This is a genomic window from Streptomyces sp. NPDC052236 (assembly GCF_044548015.1).
GTDB lineage: Bacteria > Actinomycetota > Actinomycetes > Streptomycetales > Streptomycetaceae > Streptomyces.
This window is the reverse complement of sequence record NZ_JBIUBL010000022.1, coordinates 115,350-131,991: the sequence shown is the minus strand read 5'-3', so window position 1 is coordinate 131,991 and position 16,642 is coordinate 115,350. Positions and strand designations below refer to the sequence as shown.

The following is a 16,642-nucleotide window of genomic DNA, read 5'->3' as shown; positions in this document are numbered from 1 at the left end:
CGGGCTGGCGACTATTCGCCAGGGTTCGCCAGGGCACGCCAGATGGTGTGCCACCCGCGCCCGGGTGTCACGTAGGAGCGCGCCACCCCGTCCCGGCATCCGGACGCATTCCCCAGGGTGCCGACCGGCTGCCGGGACGGGCCGCACACGTACCTTGTCGGCACACGAAGGGATCTGTATCTCTCATGTACACAGCATCGTCCTCCGTGTCTGCCCAGCCTCCGTTGCAGCGCTCCGCCGCCCAGGCCGGCTCCGGACCTTATCTGGACCCCACTCATGCCGGCCGGGCTCGCCGTCCGGCGGGTACGGTCGCCCAGCCCCTCAGCGGAAGGATCGACCTGTCAGGCCCTCAGGGCGCACAACTGCGCATGGCTGTTGCCTCGGTGCACCGGATCTGCCCGGAGTTCCATCCGGTGCAGGTGCTGCGCCGCAGCGGACGCGCCGTACTGCTCGTCGGCACCGCGGGGCGTATCACCGCGGTCGCCAAATGTCTGCTGGACCACTCGCCCGTCTGGGCCGAGCGGTTCCGCCACGAAATAGAGGCCTATCGCGCCTTCGTCCGGCACCGCCCACCAGTGCGGGTCCCGCGCCTGATCGCCGCGGATCCCGAGAACTGCTCCCTGGTGATCGAGCGGATGCCGGGCCGGGTGGCGGCCCTTGCACGGCATCCGGCCGAGGCTCCGCCGCGTGCCGATGTACGGGCCGCCCTCGGCGCGATCGTCCGGCTCAACCGCTGGCGCCCGCCGGCCGGGATGTTCGACGCCCCGCTCGACTACGCGCCGCGGATCGCGCGTTATCACGAGCTGGGTCTGTTCACGGACCGTGACCTGGGTGATCTCCAGAAGCTGCTGCACGGTCTCGCGTATGCGAGCGGGCGGCAGGGCATGGGCCAGTTCTGTCACGGCGACGCGCTGCTCTCCAACATCCTGCTGTCGCCGCCGGGTCCCGTACTGGTCGACTGGGAGCACGCGGGCTGGTATCTGCCCGGATACGACCTGGCGACGCTGTGGTCGGTGCTGGGTGACGCGCCGGCGGCACGGCGGCACATCAGCCAGCTGGCGCAGCAGGCGGGTCCGGCGGCGCGGGACGCGTTCCTGGTGAATCTGATGCTTGTGCTGACGCGCGAGATCCGTACGTACGAGACTGCGGTGCAGCGGACCATGCGTGAGGCGCCGCCCGCGGGCAGTGGCTATACGCCGCCGGGTCGTCTGTCGCCGGGTGAGGAACAGCGGCTGCTGCTGCGGCGGCTGCACGATGACTGCGCCATGGCACGGCGGGCCGTGCGCGCCGCGGTCGGCACTCGCTGACCGGCTGTCACAGAGGGGGAAGCGCGCTGCGCGCCCAGTGGAGACACTGGGCGCGCAGCGCACTGTGCTGAACTGAACCCGCCACCTCTGTACATACGGTTATTGGTCCTGACCACTGACGCACCGCAGGCCGGGGAGCCGTCATCAGGAAACTCCTGCGAGACCCATGCTGACGTGCGAAATCCTTGCCACTCAGCCTGTTTGACGGGCCGTCCGGCAGCCGATACCCCTGTAGTCGTCGTGTCCCGTCACTGGAGGCTGCCGTGCAAGGATCCGCCACCGCGCGACCGAGAAACGCGCCTCGCCGCTTGCTCAGAGCGGGGGGCGCTGTGGCGTCCGCCGCCCTGTTGCTGCCGCTCGTCTCGGCCAGTCCGTCCGCCACCGCCGAGCGCCCCTCGTCCGGCGCGCTCCAGCGCGACTTCGCGGCAGCCGCCGCCCAGTACGGCGTACCGCAGAGCGTGCTGCTCGGTGTCTCGTACCTCCAGTCCCGCTGGGACGGGCACGGGGGCGCGGCCAGCGTCACCGGCGGCTACGGGCCGATGCATCTGACCGATGCCAGGACCGCGCTGGCCGAGGCGCCACACCATTCGCACACCGGTGAGGACCCGCGCGGCGACGAGTCGCGTCCGCCGCGTACGGTCACCGAGGCCGCGCTGCCCGACCCGTCCGGACTTCCGCCCCGGCTGCGGACGCTGGAGCGGGCCGCCGAGGTCTCGGGGATTTCCGCCGAGCGGCTGCGGGACAGTCCGGCCGCCAATGTGCGCGGCGGCGCGGCGCTGCTCGCCGAGGCGCAGAAGGAGCTGGGCGGGAAGCCGAGCGGCGACCCGGCAGACTGGTACGGCGCGGTGGCGCGGTTCTCCGGCGCCGACGACACCGCGACAGCGACGACGTACGCCAATGACGTCTTCGACGTCATCCGCTCGGGCCTGCGGCGCACCACGGACAGCGGGCAGCGGGTCGTTCTCGCCGGTGCCCCGGCGCTCGTCGCCGACCCGGCGCAGGTCGCACGGCTCGGGCTGCGTACGGCCGACGCCCGGCGGACGGAGTGCCCGCGGACGGTGGCGTGCGAGTGGGTCCCGGCGCCGTACGAGGAGTTCGGCGAGGGCGACTACGGCAACCACGACCTGGCGGACCGGCCCGCGTCGCAGTCGGTGAAGTACATCATCGTGCATGACACCGAGGCGTCCTGGGACACCACCCTGAAGCTGGTTCAGGACCCGACGTATGTGTCCTGGCAGTACAGCCTGCGATCGTCGGACGGGCATATCGCGCAGCATGTGCCGCTGAAGGACGTCGCCTGGCACGCCGGGAACTGGTATGTGAACGCCAAGTCGGTGGGGTTGGAGCACGAGGGCTTCCTCGTGTCGCCGGACGCCTGGTACACGGAGGCGATGTACCGCACCTCCGCGCGGCTGGTGAAGTACCTGGCGCGGCGCTACGACATCCCGCTGGACCGTCAGCACGTCCTGGGCCACGACAATGTGCCGGGCACGACCACCGCGAACATCCGCGGGATGCACACCGACCCGGGCCCGTACTGGGACTGGTCGCACTACTTCGAGCTGCTCGGCAAGCCGTTCACCCGGACCGCGGGTCCCGGCAGCGGTGTGGTGACGATCCGCCCGGACTACGCGGAGAACCAGCCGGTGTACACGGGATGTGTGAAGGCCGGTCAGGCGTGCGTGCCGCACGGTTCGGGCGCGGTCCGGCTGCACACCGCGCCCGCCGAGGATGCCCCGCTGGTCAAGGACATCGGTCTGCGTCCGGGCGGTGAGGACTCCACGACCGGCGTCAACGACACGGGCGCGCGCGCCTCGACGGGCCAGCAGTACGCGGTCGCAGGGCGCGAGGGCGACTGGACGGCGATCTGGTATCTGGGCCAGAAGGCCTGGTTCCACAACCCGCGCAAGCAGCCGACGGCCGTGTCCGCCAGGGGCCGGGTGCTCACACCGAAGGCGGGCGTCGCGGAGATCCCGGTGTACGGGCGTGCCTACCCGGAGGCGTCGGCGTACCCCGCGGGCGTCCCGGTGCAGGCGATCTCGCCGCTGCCGTACAAGTTGCTCGCCGGTCAGACGTATGTGGTGGGCGACCGGACGCCGGGCGAGTATCTGTACGCGCCGACGTTCGACACGGCCGTGCACCGGGTGGTGCGTGGGAAGGAGCTGTACTACGAGATCCAGTTCGGGCACCGGGTGGCCTTTGCGAAGGCGTCCGACGTGCGCGTACTGCACTGACCGGCGGTGTGCCACCGGTCACGGGGCCGGTGGCGCACCACCTCTCACATATGGGCTTATCTGACTATTCAGCGGTGGGGCGTGGGCCGTACGGGCGACGGGTAGAGCTGACCCGGTTGCTGATCAACCCGACCGAAAGGCCCTGGCGCGCATGGCATCACAGCCCTTCGTCCTGCCGGACTTCTACGTTCCGTATCCGGCGCGGCTCAATCCGCATGCCGAGGAGGCGCGGCGACACACCAAGGAGTGGGCGCGCCGGATGGGGATGCTGGAGGGATCCGGCATCTGGGAGGAGAGCGATCTCGACGCGCACGACTACGCCCTGCTGTGCGCGTACACCCACCCCGACTGTGCTGCCGACGCCCTTTCCCTGGTGACCGACTGGTATGTGTGGGTCTTCTTCTTCGACGACCACTTCCTGGAGATCTTCAAGCGCTCCCCGGACCGCGAGGGCGGCAAGGCGTATCTGGACCGGCTGCCCGCCTTTATGCCGATGGACCTCGCACAGGAGGCCCCCGAGCCGACCAATCCGGTCGAGGCGGGACTCGCCGATCTGTGGGCGCGGACCGTGCCCGCCATGTCGGGCGGCTGGCGGACCCGGTTCCGTGAGGCCACCGAGAATCTGCTGAACGAGTCCCTCTGGGAGCTGTCCAACATCAACGAGGGGCGGATCGCCAACCCCGTCGAGTACATCGAGATGCGCCGCAAGGTGGGCGGCGCGCCGTGGTCGGCGGGGATTGTGGAGTACGCGGCGGGGGCCGAGGTCCCTGAGTCCGTGGCGGACTCCCGGCCGCTGCGGGTCCTGCGGGACGCCTTCGCCGACGGGGTACATCTGCGCAACGACCTCTTCTCGTACCAGCGCGAGGTCGAGGACGAGGGCGAGAACAGCAATGGCGTCCTGGTCCTGGAGACCTTTCTGGGCTGTACGACGCAGGAGGCCGCCGATACCGTCAATGACCTGCTGACCTCACGGCTCCAGCAGTTCGAGAACACCTTCTTCACCGAACTGGGCCCGCTCTGCGCCGAGAAGGCGCTGGACCCGGCCGAGACCGCCGCCATCCTTGCCTATGCGAAGGGCCTCCAGGACTGGCAGTCCGGCGGCCAGGAGTGGCACATGCGCTCCAGCCGCTATATGAACAAGGCCGCGCGGACCGGTGCCGGGTTCGCCATTCCCGGCCTCACCGGGGACCGCTTGGGGATGGCCGCGACCTCCATCCGGCTCACGCCGCGCTCGGAGGCGGCCCGATGGCGCAGCCACGCGCATGTCCCGCACCAGCCGGTCGGGCAGTCCCTGCTGCCGGAGTTCCAGTTGCCGTTCCCGCTCACGCTCAATCCGCACCTGGAGGGTTCGCGGCTCCGGACCCTCGACTGGATTCGCCGGATGGGCATGCTGGAGCCCCAGCCGGGGCTGCTCGGCTCGCACGTCTGGGACGAGCCGAAGGCCGCGGGCTGCGACCTCGCGCTCTGCGCGGCGGGGCTCCACCCGGAGGCGACGCCCGATGCGCTCGATCTGGCGTCGCAGTGGCTGGCCTGGGGGACGTACGCCGACGATCTCTACCCGGCGGCGTACGGCCGCACCCGCGATCTGGCCGGGGCACGGGCCGCCAACGACCGGCTGCCGTTGTTCATGCCGCTGGACGATGTGCCGGCGCCGGAGCCCGCGAGCGCGCTGGAGCGCGGGCTCGGCGATCTGTGGCAGCGCACGGCGGGCCCGATGTCCGAGCGGGACCGGCGCGCTTTCCGCGAGGCCGTGGAGGTCATGACGGACTCCTGGCTGTGGGAGCTCGCCAACCAGGCGCAGAACCGCATCCCGGACCCGGTGGACTACATCGAGATGCGGCGCCACACCTTCGGTACGGACCTGACCATGGGGCTGTGCCATATCGGGCATGGCAACGACGTGCCGGAAGAGGTTTACCTGACCGGCGCCGTCCGCTCCCTGGAGAACGCCGCCACCGACTGCGCCACGCTCCTCAACGACCTCTTCTCGTACCAGAAGGAGATCGAGTACGAGGGCGAGGTCCACAACGCCGTTCTCGTCGTGCAGAACTTCTTCGGCGTCGACTATCCGACGGGAATGGCGATCGTCGCCGATCTGATGCACTCGCGGATGCGCCAGTTCCAGCACATCGCCGCGCATGAGCTGCCGCAGATGTACGAGGATCTCGACCTTGACGACGGGACGCGGAAGATCCTGGACGGCCATGTCAAGGAGCTGGAGAACTGGCTGGCCGGAATCCTGAACTGGCACCGGCACGTCAAGCGCTACCGGGAGGAGGACCTGCGGGCGGGCACCGCTGCCCCGTGGCGGCTGAACCTCCCCACGGGGCAGGGCACATCGGCGGCCCAGGTCGTATCGCTCATGGCACAAGCCGCGGCACAGGCCGCGTACGCCGCGCGCGCTCAGTCGGCCGCTTCGGCCGTCAGCACATAGCGCTTGCCCGCCGCGACCTTCAGTACCTTCTCGCCGCCCGCGAACAGGCTGGAGCGCAGGGTGAGTTGAGCGTTGCGGCCCGCCGTGAGGACGACACGGCGGGCCGCTCCGCCCGACCAGGCGACATCGAGGGTCACGGCCCCGCGGGCGCGCAGTCCGCGTACTTCGCCGTCGGGCCAGTTCGCGGGCAGCGCGGGCAGGATCTCGATCGTGCCGTGCTGGCTCTGCACCAGCATCTCCGCGATACCGGACGTGGCGCCGAAGTTGCCGTCGATCTGGAACGGCGGATGGGTGTCCCAGAGATTGGGCAGCGTGGAGCTCTTCAGCTGCTCGGAGAGCATTTTGTGGGCATGGTCGCCGTCGTGCAGCCGCGCCCAGAAGTTGATCTTCCAGGCCTTGGACCAGCCCGTGCCGCCGTCCCCGCGCGCGGTGAGCGACACCTTGGCGGCCTCGGCCCACTCGCTGCCCGGTTCGATCTGCCGGCCGGGGTGGAGCGCGTAGAGATGCGACACATGGCGGTGGGTGTCGGTACGTGAGTCGAGGTCCGCCTTCCACTCCTGGAGCTGGCCCCAGGAGCCGATGCGCAGTCCGGGGTCGAGCCGGTCGAGAGTGGCGGCGAGGCGGCGGCGGAACGCGGGGTCGTCGCCGAGCGTCCTGGCTGCCTCCAGCGTGTTGGTGAACAGATCGTGGACGATCTGCTGGGACATCGCGGCGCCCGCCGTGAAGTCCCCGTGTTCGGGCGAGTAGCTGGGCGTGACGACGAGCTTCCCGTCGCGCGGGTCGGCCCGCAGATTGGCCAGCCAGAAGTCCGCGGCCTCCTTCATCACCGGATAGGCGGTGGAGCGCAGATAGGAGGTGGAGCCGGAGAAGCGGTAGTGGTCGTACAGCTGCTGGGTGAGCCAGGCGGCGGCCTCCGGGAACCAGAAGGCGGTGGCCCAGTCGTGGACACCGGTGAAGCCGTACGGGTTGGTCTCGTTGTGGACGACCCAGCCGTCGGTGGAGAACATCTCCTTCGCCGTGCGCCGTCCGGGGGCTCGCAGCGCCTCGATGAAACGGTCGTACGGGGCGGTGGTCTCGGCCAGGTTGGTGACCTCGGCGAGCCAGTAGTTCATCTGCAGGTTGATATTGACGTGGTAGTCCGCCGACCAGGGCGGGTTGGTGGTGTTGTTCCAGACGCCCTGAAGGTTCGCGGGCAGGGAGCCCGCGCGCGACGAGGCGATGAGCAGATAGCGGCCGTACTGGAAGTACAACGCCTCCAGCGCGCGGTCGGCCGGTGTGGTTCCGTCCGTGTACCGGGCGAGGAGCTGGTCGGTGGGCAGCTCGGGGAGCCGCTGGCCGATGTCGAGCGTGACCCGGCCGAAGAGCGCGCTGTGGTCGCGCACATGATCGGCGCGAAGGGCGCCGTACGAGCGCCGGGCAGCCGAGTCGACGGCGGCGGCGACGGCGCGGTGCGGGTCGGCGCCGCGGTAGTGCGGGTAGGTGTCGGCGTAGTCGGTGCCGGCGGCGAGGACGAACCACGCGCTGGTCGCGCCGCTCACGGTGAGGGTGCCGTCCGGCCCCGCGGTGACGGTGCCGCCCTCGGTGCGTACCCGTAGCTGGGTCTCGAACCGCAGTCCGTTGTCCTGGAGCGTTCCGGTTACGGTCAGCCGGTCGCCTCGCGCCACGGCCGTGAAGTCCGTACGCGGGGAGGTGTAGCGCAGGGTGAAGCCGACCTTGCCCGGCTGGTCGGCCGAGAACCGCCCGGCGATGACCCTGCCGGGGTGCGAGGCGAAGAACTCCCTGGTGTACGCGGTGCCTTGGTCGGTGTACGCGACGGTGGCCACGGCCGTGGAGAGGTCGAGGGCACGCCGGTAGGAGGCGTCAAGGGCCGCGGGCGCGCCGGGCACCGCCAGCTCCAGATGTCCGAGGACCTGGTACGCGCCGAAGCCGCGCTTGGGCTGGCCGAGCCCGGTCGCGACGGCCGCCGGGTCGAGGGTTCCCTCGGCATCGAGCCCCTGCTGCACGGAGGCGAGGGCGCCGGGTCTGGCCGCGGTCCAGTTGCCGTGGTCGTATCCCTGCGCGGAGCCGGGGCCGCCGGTCCACAGGGTCTTCTCGTTGAGGGTGAGCCGCTCGGCGGCAAGGCCGCCGTGCACACTCGCGCCGAGCGACCCGCTGCCGATGGGCAGACTCTCGCGCTCCCAGTCGGCTGCGGGGCTGCCGTACCAGAGCGTCAATTCATCGGAGGGGCTGGCGGCTGTCGCTTCACCTGCGAGTGCCGGGACTCCCAGCGCCAGCGCGCCGGTTGCACCGATAGCGGACTTCATGGTGGTCCTGCGACTGATCCCCTGAGTCATGTCCGGCACGCTAGACGTCCGATGACTAATAAGACAAGGCACATGACAAATCTGCCGCGCGCCCGGCGGGAAGGGTCGGGTCAGCCCTGCTGGAAGAGCTCCGCGGGCAGCGGCTTGAGCAGCGCGTACAGATCGTCCGTGATCGGCCGGTCCCAGCTGGCGATGGTGACCAGGACATTGTCGCTGCGGTCGAACTGCACGCAGGAGATACGGCTTTCGGAGAGCTTGAGGCGGCGCACGATCAGCAGGTTGTCGCCCTGCATCACCGGCATGTCCTCGACCTCGACCACCTCGACGGGCTCGTCGTTCTCCAGCGCCGCCAGCAGCTGCGCCACCTCGAAGGGGATCTCCCCCTCGTCCAGTTCGCGGGCGGGTGAGCCCTCCGGGAGATTGCCGATGATCATGGCAGGGCCACGGCCGCCGAACAGGTCGTACCGAAGGAAGACGCCCTGGCAGCTGCCGTCGGGCGCGGGCAGCAGACCGGCGCCGAGATTGCCGGGCCAGTCCCCGGGGTCCATGGCCAGGACATCGAAGTCCGGCCCGGCGGGTGTGGCGGCGCTGCGGCGGCGGAGGAAGGACATACCGCCATGGTACGTGTCCGGGCGGGCCCGGCCGAGCCGGGGCCCGCACCTCCTGGACGCCGGGGCCCACACCTCCTGGACAGCGCCGGGCCGCCTTCCCCGGGGTCTGTGCCGGGGCTGCGCAGGGCCCTGCGCCGGGCCCTGCGTCACGCGCCGCGTCGCGAGGAGGTCCCCGTCAGGCGGACGTCTGCGTCGCGCCGAGCGGCATGGGGACGCCGTCCGCCCCGTTGATCTTCTCTATCGCCTGACGGGCATGCTCACCGGGTGTGCGGGCCGTGAGCGAGGACACCGGGGACGGCGCAGTCTGCTGAGCCCGTTCCGCCGCGGGCCTCGCGTGGCTGGCGGATCGCGTACGCAGCCGGTGGCTGGCGGCCTCGTCCAGGCTCACCGGGCGCTGCATCTGGGCGGCCAGCCGTCCCGCCTCCTGCCCCAGTGCGGCGACATCCTCCCACTGCAAACGGAGTACCAGCCTCAATTCGGCCTCCCCGTCCGGGAGAGCTTGCAGAGAAGGATTGACGGGGTGATTCATGAGCTGATCCTCACGGTCTCGGAACGGAATCCTCGCGTGAACGCTGAACACCCCGGGTTCCGGGGTGCGCAGAGTGATACGGACATCCCTCCCGAGGTGTTCAAGGACCGGCGTGATGAATTCAGATGAATTCACCGGCAGCGGTGAACGCGACACCCCTAGGTCAGATCGAACTCCCCATCGCGGGCGTTCAGGACGAAGGCACGCCACTCGGCCGGCGTGAAGATCAGCGACGGGCTCTCCGGCCTGCCGCCGTTGCGCATCGCGATGAATCCTTCGACGAAGGCGATCTGGACGTCTCCCGTTCCCTGGCTGCTCGACTGCCAGTCGGCCTTGCTGAGATCGAGTTCGGGCTTCTCCCAGCCCGAAAACATCTGCGTGGTGGTCAAGCTCTCGGCCACGTCGGTGCTCCTCCCGGTTCGTCGTCCGGCCTCAGACTAGCGATCGTCTCCGGTCCCGGACAGGTCACAGAAGAAGGACCGCGGCCCGTACGCCGTGACGCGCCGCGCAATGGCCGGATCATGTGGTGGGCGGCTCGGCGCCGACCAGCCACATGGAGAAGAACTGTGCCCCGCCGCCATAGGCGTGTCCCAGCGCCCTGCGCGCACCCGGCACCTGATGTTCGCCCGCCCGGCCGCGTACCTGAAGAGCGGCTTCGGCGAACCGGATCATGCCGGACGCGCCGATGGGATTGGCGGAGAGCACCCCGCCCGAAGGGTTGACGGGCAGGTCGCCACCGAGTTCGGTGACGCCCGACTCGGTGAGTTTCCAGCCCTCGCCCTCGGCTGCGAAGCCCAGGTTCTCCAGCCACATCGGCTCGTACCAGGAGAACGGCACGTACATCTCGACGGCGTCGATCTCGCGGCGCGGGTCGGCGATGCCCGCCTGCCGGTAGACGTCGGCCGCGCAGTCCTTGCCCGCCTGCGGGGAGACGAAGTCCTTGCCCGCGAACATGGTGGGCTCGCTGCGCATGGCGCCGCCGTGCATCCACGCGGGCGGCCTCGGCGAACGGGCCGCGCCCGCGCGGTCGGTGAGGATCATCGCGCAGGCGCCGTCGGAGGACGGGCAGGTCTCGGAGTAGCGGATGGGATCCCAGAGCATCGGGGATGCCTGGACCTTCTCCAGCGTGATGTCGTGCTCGTGGAGATGGGCGTACGGATTCTTCAGGGCGTTGCGGCGGTCCTTGTACGCGACGAGGGAGCCGACCGTGTCGGGGGCGCCGGTGCGGCGCATGTACGCCCGTATGTGCGGGGCGAAGAATCCGCCCGCGCCCGCGAGCAGGGGCTGCTGGAACGGGATGGGCAGGGACAGGCCCCACATGGCGTTGGACTCGGACTGTTTCTCGAAGGCGAGGGTGAGGACGGTGGTGTGCACGCGGGCGGCCACGAGGTTGGAGGCGACGAGCGCGGTGGAGCCGCCGACCGATCCGGCGGTGTGGACGCGCAGCATCGGTTTGCCGACCGCGCCCAGCGCGTCGGCGAGATAGAGCTCCGGCATCATCAGGCCCTCGAAGAAGTCGGGGGCTTTGCCGATGACGACGGCGTCGATGTCCGCCCAGGTCAGCTCGGCGTCGGTGAGGGCTCGCTGAGCCGCTTCGCGGACGAGACCGGCGATGGACACGTCGCGGCGGGCGGCCACGTGCTTGGTCTGGCCGATGCCGACGACGGCCACGGGCTCATTGGGCATCGGATGCCTCCCCATCGAGTCCTTGGAGCTGTTCGGCTCCTTCGAGGACGGCGATCAGGTTCTGCTGGAGGCAGGGACCCGAGGTGGCGTGGGCGAGGGCCCGGTCGGACTCGCCGCGGTGGATGCGGGCGGCGGCCTCGCCGATACGGATGAGTCCCGCGGCCATCACCGGGTTGGCGGCGAGCGCTCCGCCGGACGGGTTGACCCTCACGCTGTCGTCGAGCTTGAGGGCCTTGCGCAGGACGAGCTCCTGGGGGGTGAAGGGCGCGTGCAGCTCGGCCGTGTCCACGGGCCGTTCGAAGGCTCCGGCGCGCTCGGCGGCCAGTCGGGTGGAGGGCGAGTCGGTGAGGTCGCGGACGCCGAGGCTGTGCGGTTCGATGCGGTGATCCATGCCCCGGATCCAGGCGGGCCGCCCGCACAGTTCGCGGGCCCGGTCCCCGGCCGCGAGGATCACCGCGGCGGCGCCGTCGCCGACGGGCGGGCAGTCCCCGGTCCGCAGCGGCCGTACGAGGTACTCCCCCGCCGGGACCTGACCCTTCAGCTGAGCGTGCGGGTTGGCCTCGGCGTCGCTGCGGCTGCGCGCGGCGACGGCGGCCAGCGCGGGTTCGTCGGCCGTGCCCGCGTCGATCAGCGCCTGCGCCTGGAGCGCGGCGAGCGCGACCGAGTCGGGCCAGAGCGGGGCGACGTAGTACGGGTCGAGCTGACGGGTCAGCACATCGCGCAGCTCGCCGGGTGAGGACTTGCCGTACGCGTAGACAAGGGCGGTGTCGGCCTCGCGGGTGAGTAGTTTGATCCAGGCCTCGTAGAGCGCCCAGGCGCCGTCCATCTCCACATGGGACTCGGAGATCGGCGGCCACGCGCCGACGCCGTCGAGTGCCATGGTGAAGGAGAAGGCCCGCCCGGCGAGATAGTCGCTGGAGCCTGAGCAGGTGAAGCCGATGTCGCTGGTGCGCAGGCCGGTCTGGCGCAGTACGTCGTGGAGCACCGGCATCAGCATCTCGACCTCGGAGAGGTCGTCGGTGCGGCGGGTGGTGTCTGTCTGCGCGAAGGCGACGATGGCCACGTCTCTGACATCTGGCACTGGCGCTGGCACTGGCACTGGCATCAGAGGAGCTCCTTGTAGACGTCGTAGTCGGCGTCGGGCTCGCCGGTGGGCCGGTAGTGGTCGGGGTGGCGGCTGCCCGGGGTCCACACCGGTTCGACGCGCAGTCCCATCCGGACCTGGTCGTACGGGATGCCGCCGATGCGTCCGTGTAGGGCGAGGTCCGCGCCGTCGAGGGCGATGTGCGCGTAGACGTACGGCACCTCGATGTCGAGGCCCCGGGCCTTGATGTTGACGATGCAGTAGGTGGTGACGGTGCCGCGCGGTCCGACCTCGACCTGTTCGTCGGTGGCGACCCCGCAGGTGGGGCAGGCGCCGCGGGGCGGGACGTACACCTTGCGGCAGGAGGGGCAGCGCTCGCCGACGGTTCTGTGGTCGGCGAGGGCGTGGATGTAGGCGGATTGGGCGCGGCCGGTCGAGTAGGTGTAGTCGAGGCGGGCGGGGGTGACGATGCCGGTGACGGCGCTCTCGAATACACCGTCGTGGTCGCGGGCTCGGGGACGCTCCGGGCCTTCGTACGGCTCGAAGCAGGCGATGTCGGTGATGGCGCCGGTACGGTCCTCGGCCCAGCGGATACGGACGCGCATGCCGCTGCGTACGGCGTCGTGGCCGCCGGGTCCTCCGGGGCCGGCGGGCGCGTCAAGGACGTGGAGAAGCGAGGTGTCGGCCCCGTCGAGCCGGACGAGCACCCAGGCGAAGGGGGTCGTCAGGGGCTGGCCGGGGCGGGGGGTGGGGTTCCAGGCCCAGGTGGTGACCGTCCCGGTGGCCCCGACCTCGACCAGGTCGCGTATCTCCTCGGCGGTGGCCGGGTCGTACTCGACGGGCGGGACGAGGATCTTGCCGTCGACGGTTTTCACGCCGAGGACGGTGCGTTCGCGAAGGCCGGTGAGGAAGGCGCTCTGGACGGGGCCGAGGGAGCGGGTGAAGGGGAACTCGACGGTGAGGGGGGCGTGGAGGGTGGGGGCGGGGGGCATGGGGCTCCTCAGGTTGGGGGTGCGGTGTGCGGTGCGCGTGCGGGTTGCGGTGGTGCGGGTCGCGAACTGGGGCTCCGCCCCAGACCCCGGTCCTCAAACGCCGGACGGGCTGGATTCGCGCGGGGGTTCGGGAGCAGCGCCCCCGACAAGGGCCCGAAGCTCACTCTCGGCGGAACACCGCATCGCGTTTCTCCGCGAAAGCCCTCGCTCCCTCCTTCGCGTCCGCCGTGTCGAAGACCGGCCAGCCGCGTTTGAGTTCCGCCGCCAGCCCCTCCGCCTCCGTCAGCTCCGCCGTCTCGTACACCGACGCCTTCACCGCCTCCACCGCGAGCGGCCCGCACGCGTTGATCTGTCCCGCGATGGCGAGGGCCTTCTCCAGCGCCGTCCCGTCGGGGACGACATGGCCTATGAGCCCGACCCGCGCCGCCTCCGCCGCCCCGTACGGGCGACCGGTGAGCAGCATTTCCAGGGCGTGCGTGCGCGGGATCTGGCGTTGGAGACGGACCGTCGAGCCGCCGATCGGGAAAAGGCCGCGCTTGACCTCGAACAGGCCGAACGTCGCGCTCTCGCCCGCGACCCGGATGTCGGTGCCCTGGAGGATCTCCGTGCCGCCCGCGACGCAGTACCCCTCGACCGCGGCGATCACCGGTTTACGGGGGCGGTGGTGGCGGAGCATCGCCTTCCAGTGCAGATCGGGGTCGGCCTTCAGCCGGTCCCGGTAGTGCTGGCCGGCCATCCCTCCGCCCCCTTTGCTCGCCAGGGCTTTGAGGTCCATTCCGGCGCAGAACGAGCCGCCCGCCCCCGTCAGCACAATGGACCGGATCGCGTCGTCCTCATCCGCTTCCAGCCAGCCGTCGTACAGACCGACGAGCATCGGCAGTGAGAGCGCGTTCTTCGCCTCGGGCCTGTTCAAGGTGAGCACCAGCGTGGCGCCCTCGCGCCGTACGGAGAGGTGTTCGGTACCCCCATGCTGTCCCATGTGCGGACCTCCCGTCTCAAGACCTAGAACAGGTTGCAGTAGGCGGTGGCCCAGTTCAATAGTTTTCTGACAGTCAGTCAGTTTTCTTCTGCCGCGACCCTTCCCACTTGTGCCCACCGGCGCTCTAATGACCGCCGTGCGGTAGTTCGCCGGGGGTTTCGCGTGGGTCAGGAGGAACGGTGGAGTACAACCTTGCCGACCTGTTCGAGTCGGTCGTCGACGTGGTCCCGGACCGCGAGGCGCTTGTCCACCTCGACCATCCCGGTACGGGCGCGGAGCGCCGGCTCACCTACGCGGAGCTCGACACGGCGGCCAACCGCGTCGCCCACCATCTGATCGAGGCGGGCATCGCCCCGGGCGAGCACGTGGGCCTGCACCTCTACAACAGCGTGGAGTATCTGCAGACCCTGCTCGGGTGCCTCAAGGCCCGGATCGTGCCCGTCAACGTCAACTACCGCTACGTGGAAGACGAGTTGGTCTACCTCTACCGCGACGCCGATCTCGCCGCGCTCGTCTTCGACGCGGAGTTCACGGAGCGGGTCGCCGCCGCGCTGCCGCGGACCGAGGCGCTGCGGCATCTCTTACGGGTGGGTACGCCCCCGGCAGGCGCGCCGCAGGTCTCCGCCGTCGCCTTCGCGGACGCCGAGGCGGCGGCTTCGCCGGAGCGGGGCTTCGACGCGCGCTCGGCCGACGACCAGTTCATCATCTACACCGGCGGCACCACCGGTATGCCCAAGGGTGTGATGTGGCGTCAGGAGGACCTCTTCTTCTCCGGTCTCGGCGGCGGCGCGCCGACCGGTGAGCCGGTCTCCTCGCCCGGGGAACTCGCCCAGCGGGTGGCCGCGGGCGGCGACGGCATCACCTTCTTCCCCACTCCCCCACTGATGCACGGCACCTCCACCCTGACCGCGCTCATCGGCTTCAACTTCGGCCAGCGGATCGTCATCCACCGCAAGTTCGTGCCGGAGGAGGTGCTCCGTACGATCGAGAAGGAGAAGGTCACCAGCATGGCGCTGGTCGGCGACGCGATGCTGCGGCCACTGATCGACGCGCTGAACGGGCCGCTGAAGGGCACCGACTGCTCCTCGATGTTCTCGGTCTCCAGCTCCGGCGCGGTCATGTCGGAGACGGTGCGGGCGCAGTTCACGGCGCTGCTGCCGCATGTGCTGCTGCTGAACAACTTCGGATCGTCGGAGTCCGGCTTCAACGGCACAGCGACCGACGACTCCGGGCCGGACAAGGGCTTCCGGGTGCAGGTCAACGCCCGTACGGCGGTGGTCGACCCGGTGACGTTCGAACCGGTGAAGCCGGGCGAGCCGGGCCGTATCGCCCAGCGCGGACACGTACCCCTCGGCTATTACAACGACCCGAAGAAGACCGCCGAGACGTTCTTCGAGCGTGGAGGTGAACGGTGGGTGCTGCTCGGCGACATGGCGACGGTGGACGAGGAGGGCATCGTCACCGTCCTCGGCCGCGGCTCGCAGTGCATCAACACCGGTGGCGAGAAGGTGTACCCGGAGGAGGTCGAGCAGGCGCTCAAGGCCCATCCGGATGTGTACGACGCGCTGGTCGCCGGGGTGCCCGACCCCACGTGGGGGAACCATGTGGCGGCCGTGGTGCAGGTGCGCGAGGGCGCGCGGCCACCGACCCTGGAGGAGATCCAGTCGCACTGCCGCACCCGGCTCGCGGGCTACAAGATCCCTCGGCAGCTGGTGATCAGCCGGGCGATCCAGCGGTCGCCCAGCGGCAAGGCGGACTACCGCTGGGCGCGGACGGTCGCGGTGGAGTCGGCCGGGCAGTGAGACGGCCGGCCCGGTCCACCTCACGCGCCGGGCCGGTTCCGCCGTCTCCGCTCAGTCTCCGCCTCCGCCTCAGTTCTGGTCGAGGATGCGCTCACCGTTGAAGACACCGAGCCGCTCCCGGTAGAGCTCCAGCGGCACCCCGTTGGGGTCGCGGATGTAGAGGCTCTCCTCGACACCGCGGTCCGGGCCGGCGTACTCCACGCCCGCCTCGTCCAGCGCCTTGCGGGCCGCGTCGTACTCCTCGGGGCTCACCGACAGCGCGAGGTGCTGCACCCCGCCGATCGTCTCCTGGGCGGGCGGGTGCTCATGACCGGGGAAGTCGAAGAAGCCCAGCAGATTGCCGTGGCCGATGTCGAAGAAGAAGTGGGTGGAGCCGCGGTAGTCGCGGTTCTCCACGATCTCGACCAGCGGAAAGCCCAGGAACTCCTGGTAGAAGCGGATGGTCTCCCCCACGTCGCGGCAGATGAACGCCACATGGTGGATGCCGCGGACGCTGGTCGGGGGCCGCTCGGAGAGCGGGCGCAGGTAGCGCTGCCGCAGCTCCTCCCGGCGTGCGTGTACGGCGTCGAGCTCGGCTCCCTCGGGCTGGGGCATCTCGCTCTCCTTCACGGTGATTCTTTGCGGGTTCAACTTCTATTTTGGCATCTTCCCTTCTGACGCCCGGGCCGTGATCTTCGTCTA

Annotated in this window: 13 protein-coding genes; 4 read left to right on the top strand and 9 right to left on the bottom strand. The window is 70.2% G+C overall.

All coding sequences use genetic code 11. The features are described from left to right. Positions 1-185: 185 nt before the first annotated feature. The 3 genes from ACIHCQ_RS30840 to ACIHCQ_RS30830 all read left to right on the top strand — a co-directional run bounded on the left by ACIHCQ_RS30840 (position 186) and on the right by ACIHCQ_RS30830 (position 5,975). Positions 186-1,307, top strand: coding sequence for an aminoglycoside phosphotransferase family protein (locus ACIHCQ_RS30840; RefSeq protein ID WP_399669527.1), 1,122 nt, complete (start codon positions 186-188; stop codon positions 1,305-1,307). A gap of 263 nt (positions 1,308-1,570) precedes the next feature. After that, entirely contained in the window at positions 1,571-3,541 is a 1,971-nt protein-coding gene (locus ACIHCQ_RS30835; RefSeq protein WP_399669524.1) for an N-acetylmuramoyl-L-alanine amidase, read from the top strand. Positions 3,542-3,692: 151 nt separating this feature from the next. Continuing rightward, on the top strand, positions 3,693-5,975 hold the full coding sequence (locus ACIHCQ_RS30830) for a germacradienol/geosmin synthase (RefSeq protein ID WP_399669521.1): 2,283 nt from the start codon (positions 3,693-3,695) through the stop codon (positions 5,973-5,975). Here the strand turns inward: ACIHCQ_RS30830 and ACIHCQ_RS30825 are convergent. The 8 genes from ACIHCQ_RS30825 to ACIHCQ_RS30790 form a co-directional block, all read right to left on the bottom strand. Further along, complete coding sequence (locus tag ACIHCQ_RS30825) at positions 5,945-8,278, bottom strand: glycosyl hydrolase family 95 catalytic domain-containing protein (RefSeq protein ID WP_399669677.1); 2,334 nt, start codon at positions 8,276-8,278, stop codon at positions 5,945-5,947. The genes ACIHCQ_RS30830 and ACIHCQ_RS30825 overlap by 31 nt on opposite strands. 110 nt (positions 8,279-8,388) lie before the next feature. Next, positions 8,389-8,889, bottom strand: coding sequence for a hypothetical protein (locus tag ACIHCQ_RS30820; protein ID WP_399669518.1), 501 nt, complete (start codon positions 8,887-8,889; stop codon positions 8,389-8,391). A 175-nt stretch (positions 8,890-9,064) separates the two neighbouring features. Beyond that, on the bottom strand, positions 9,065-9,418 hold the full coding sequence (locus ACIHCQ_RS30815) for a hypothetical protein (protein WP_399669515.1): 354 nt from the start codon (positions 9,416-9,418) through the stop codon (positions 9,065-9,067). 158 nt (positions 9,419-9,576) lie between these two features. Further along, positions 9,577-9,792: a DUF397 domain-containing protein gene (locus tag ACIHCQ_RS30810; protein ID WP_399669674.1), complete on the bottom strand. Its 216-nt coding sequence runs from the start codon at positions 9,790-9,792 to the stop codon at positions 9,577-9,579. Between the two features lie 145 nt (positions 9,793-9,937). Further along, positions 9,938-11,104 (bottom strand): thiolase domain-containing protein, encoded by a 1,167-nt coding sequence (locus tag ACIHCQ_RS30805; RefSeq protein ID WP_399669512.1) that lies wholly within the window; start codon positions 11,102-11,104, stop codon positions 9,938-9,940. Then, entirely contained in the window at positions 11,094-12,209 is a 1,116-nt protein-coding gene (locus tag ACIHCQ_RS30800) for a thiolase domain-containing protein (RefSeq protein ID WP_399669509.1), read from the bottom strand. The genes ACIHCQ_RS30805 and ACIHCQ_RS30800 overlap by 11 nt, the downstream gene beginning before the upstream one ends. Next, positions 12,209-13,180 (bottom strand): Zn-ribbon domain-containing OB-fold protein, encoded by a 972-nt coding sequence (locus ACIHCQ_RS30795; protein ID WP_399669506.1) that lies wholly within the window; start codon positions 13,178-13,180, stop codon positions 12,209-12,211. The genes ACIHCQ_RS30800 and ACIHCQ_RS30795 overlap by 1 nt, the downstream gene beginning before the upstream one ends. A 160-nt stretch (positions 13,181-13,340) precedes the next feature. Further along, entirely contained in the window at positions 13,341-14,159 is an 819-nt protein-coding gene (locus tag ACIHCQ_RS30790; RefSeq protein ID WP_399669503.1) for a crotonase/enoyl-CoA hydratase family protein, read from the bottom strand. 179 nt (positions 14,160-14,338) lie between these two features. Between ACIHCQ_RS30790 and ACIHCQ_RS30785 the strand changes: the two genes are divergently transcribed. Beyond that, complete coding sequence (locus ACIHCQ_RS30785) at positions 14,339-15,961, top strand: acyl-CoA synthetase (RefSeq protein WP_399669499.1); 1,623 nt, start codon at positions 14,339-14,341, stop codon at positions 15,959-15,961. 69 nt (positions 15,962-16,030) lie between these two features. Here the strand turns inward: ACIHCQ_RS30785 and ACIHCQ_RS30780 are convergent, their stop codons facing one another. Then, on the bottom strand, positions 16,031-16,555 hold the full coding sequence (locus tag ACIHCQ_RS30780; protein WP_399669496.1) for a VOC family protein: 525 nt from the start codon (positions 16,553-16,555) through the stop codon (positions 16,031-16,033). Positions 16,556-16,642 lie beyond the last annotated feature (87 nt).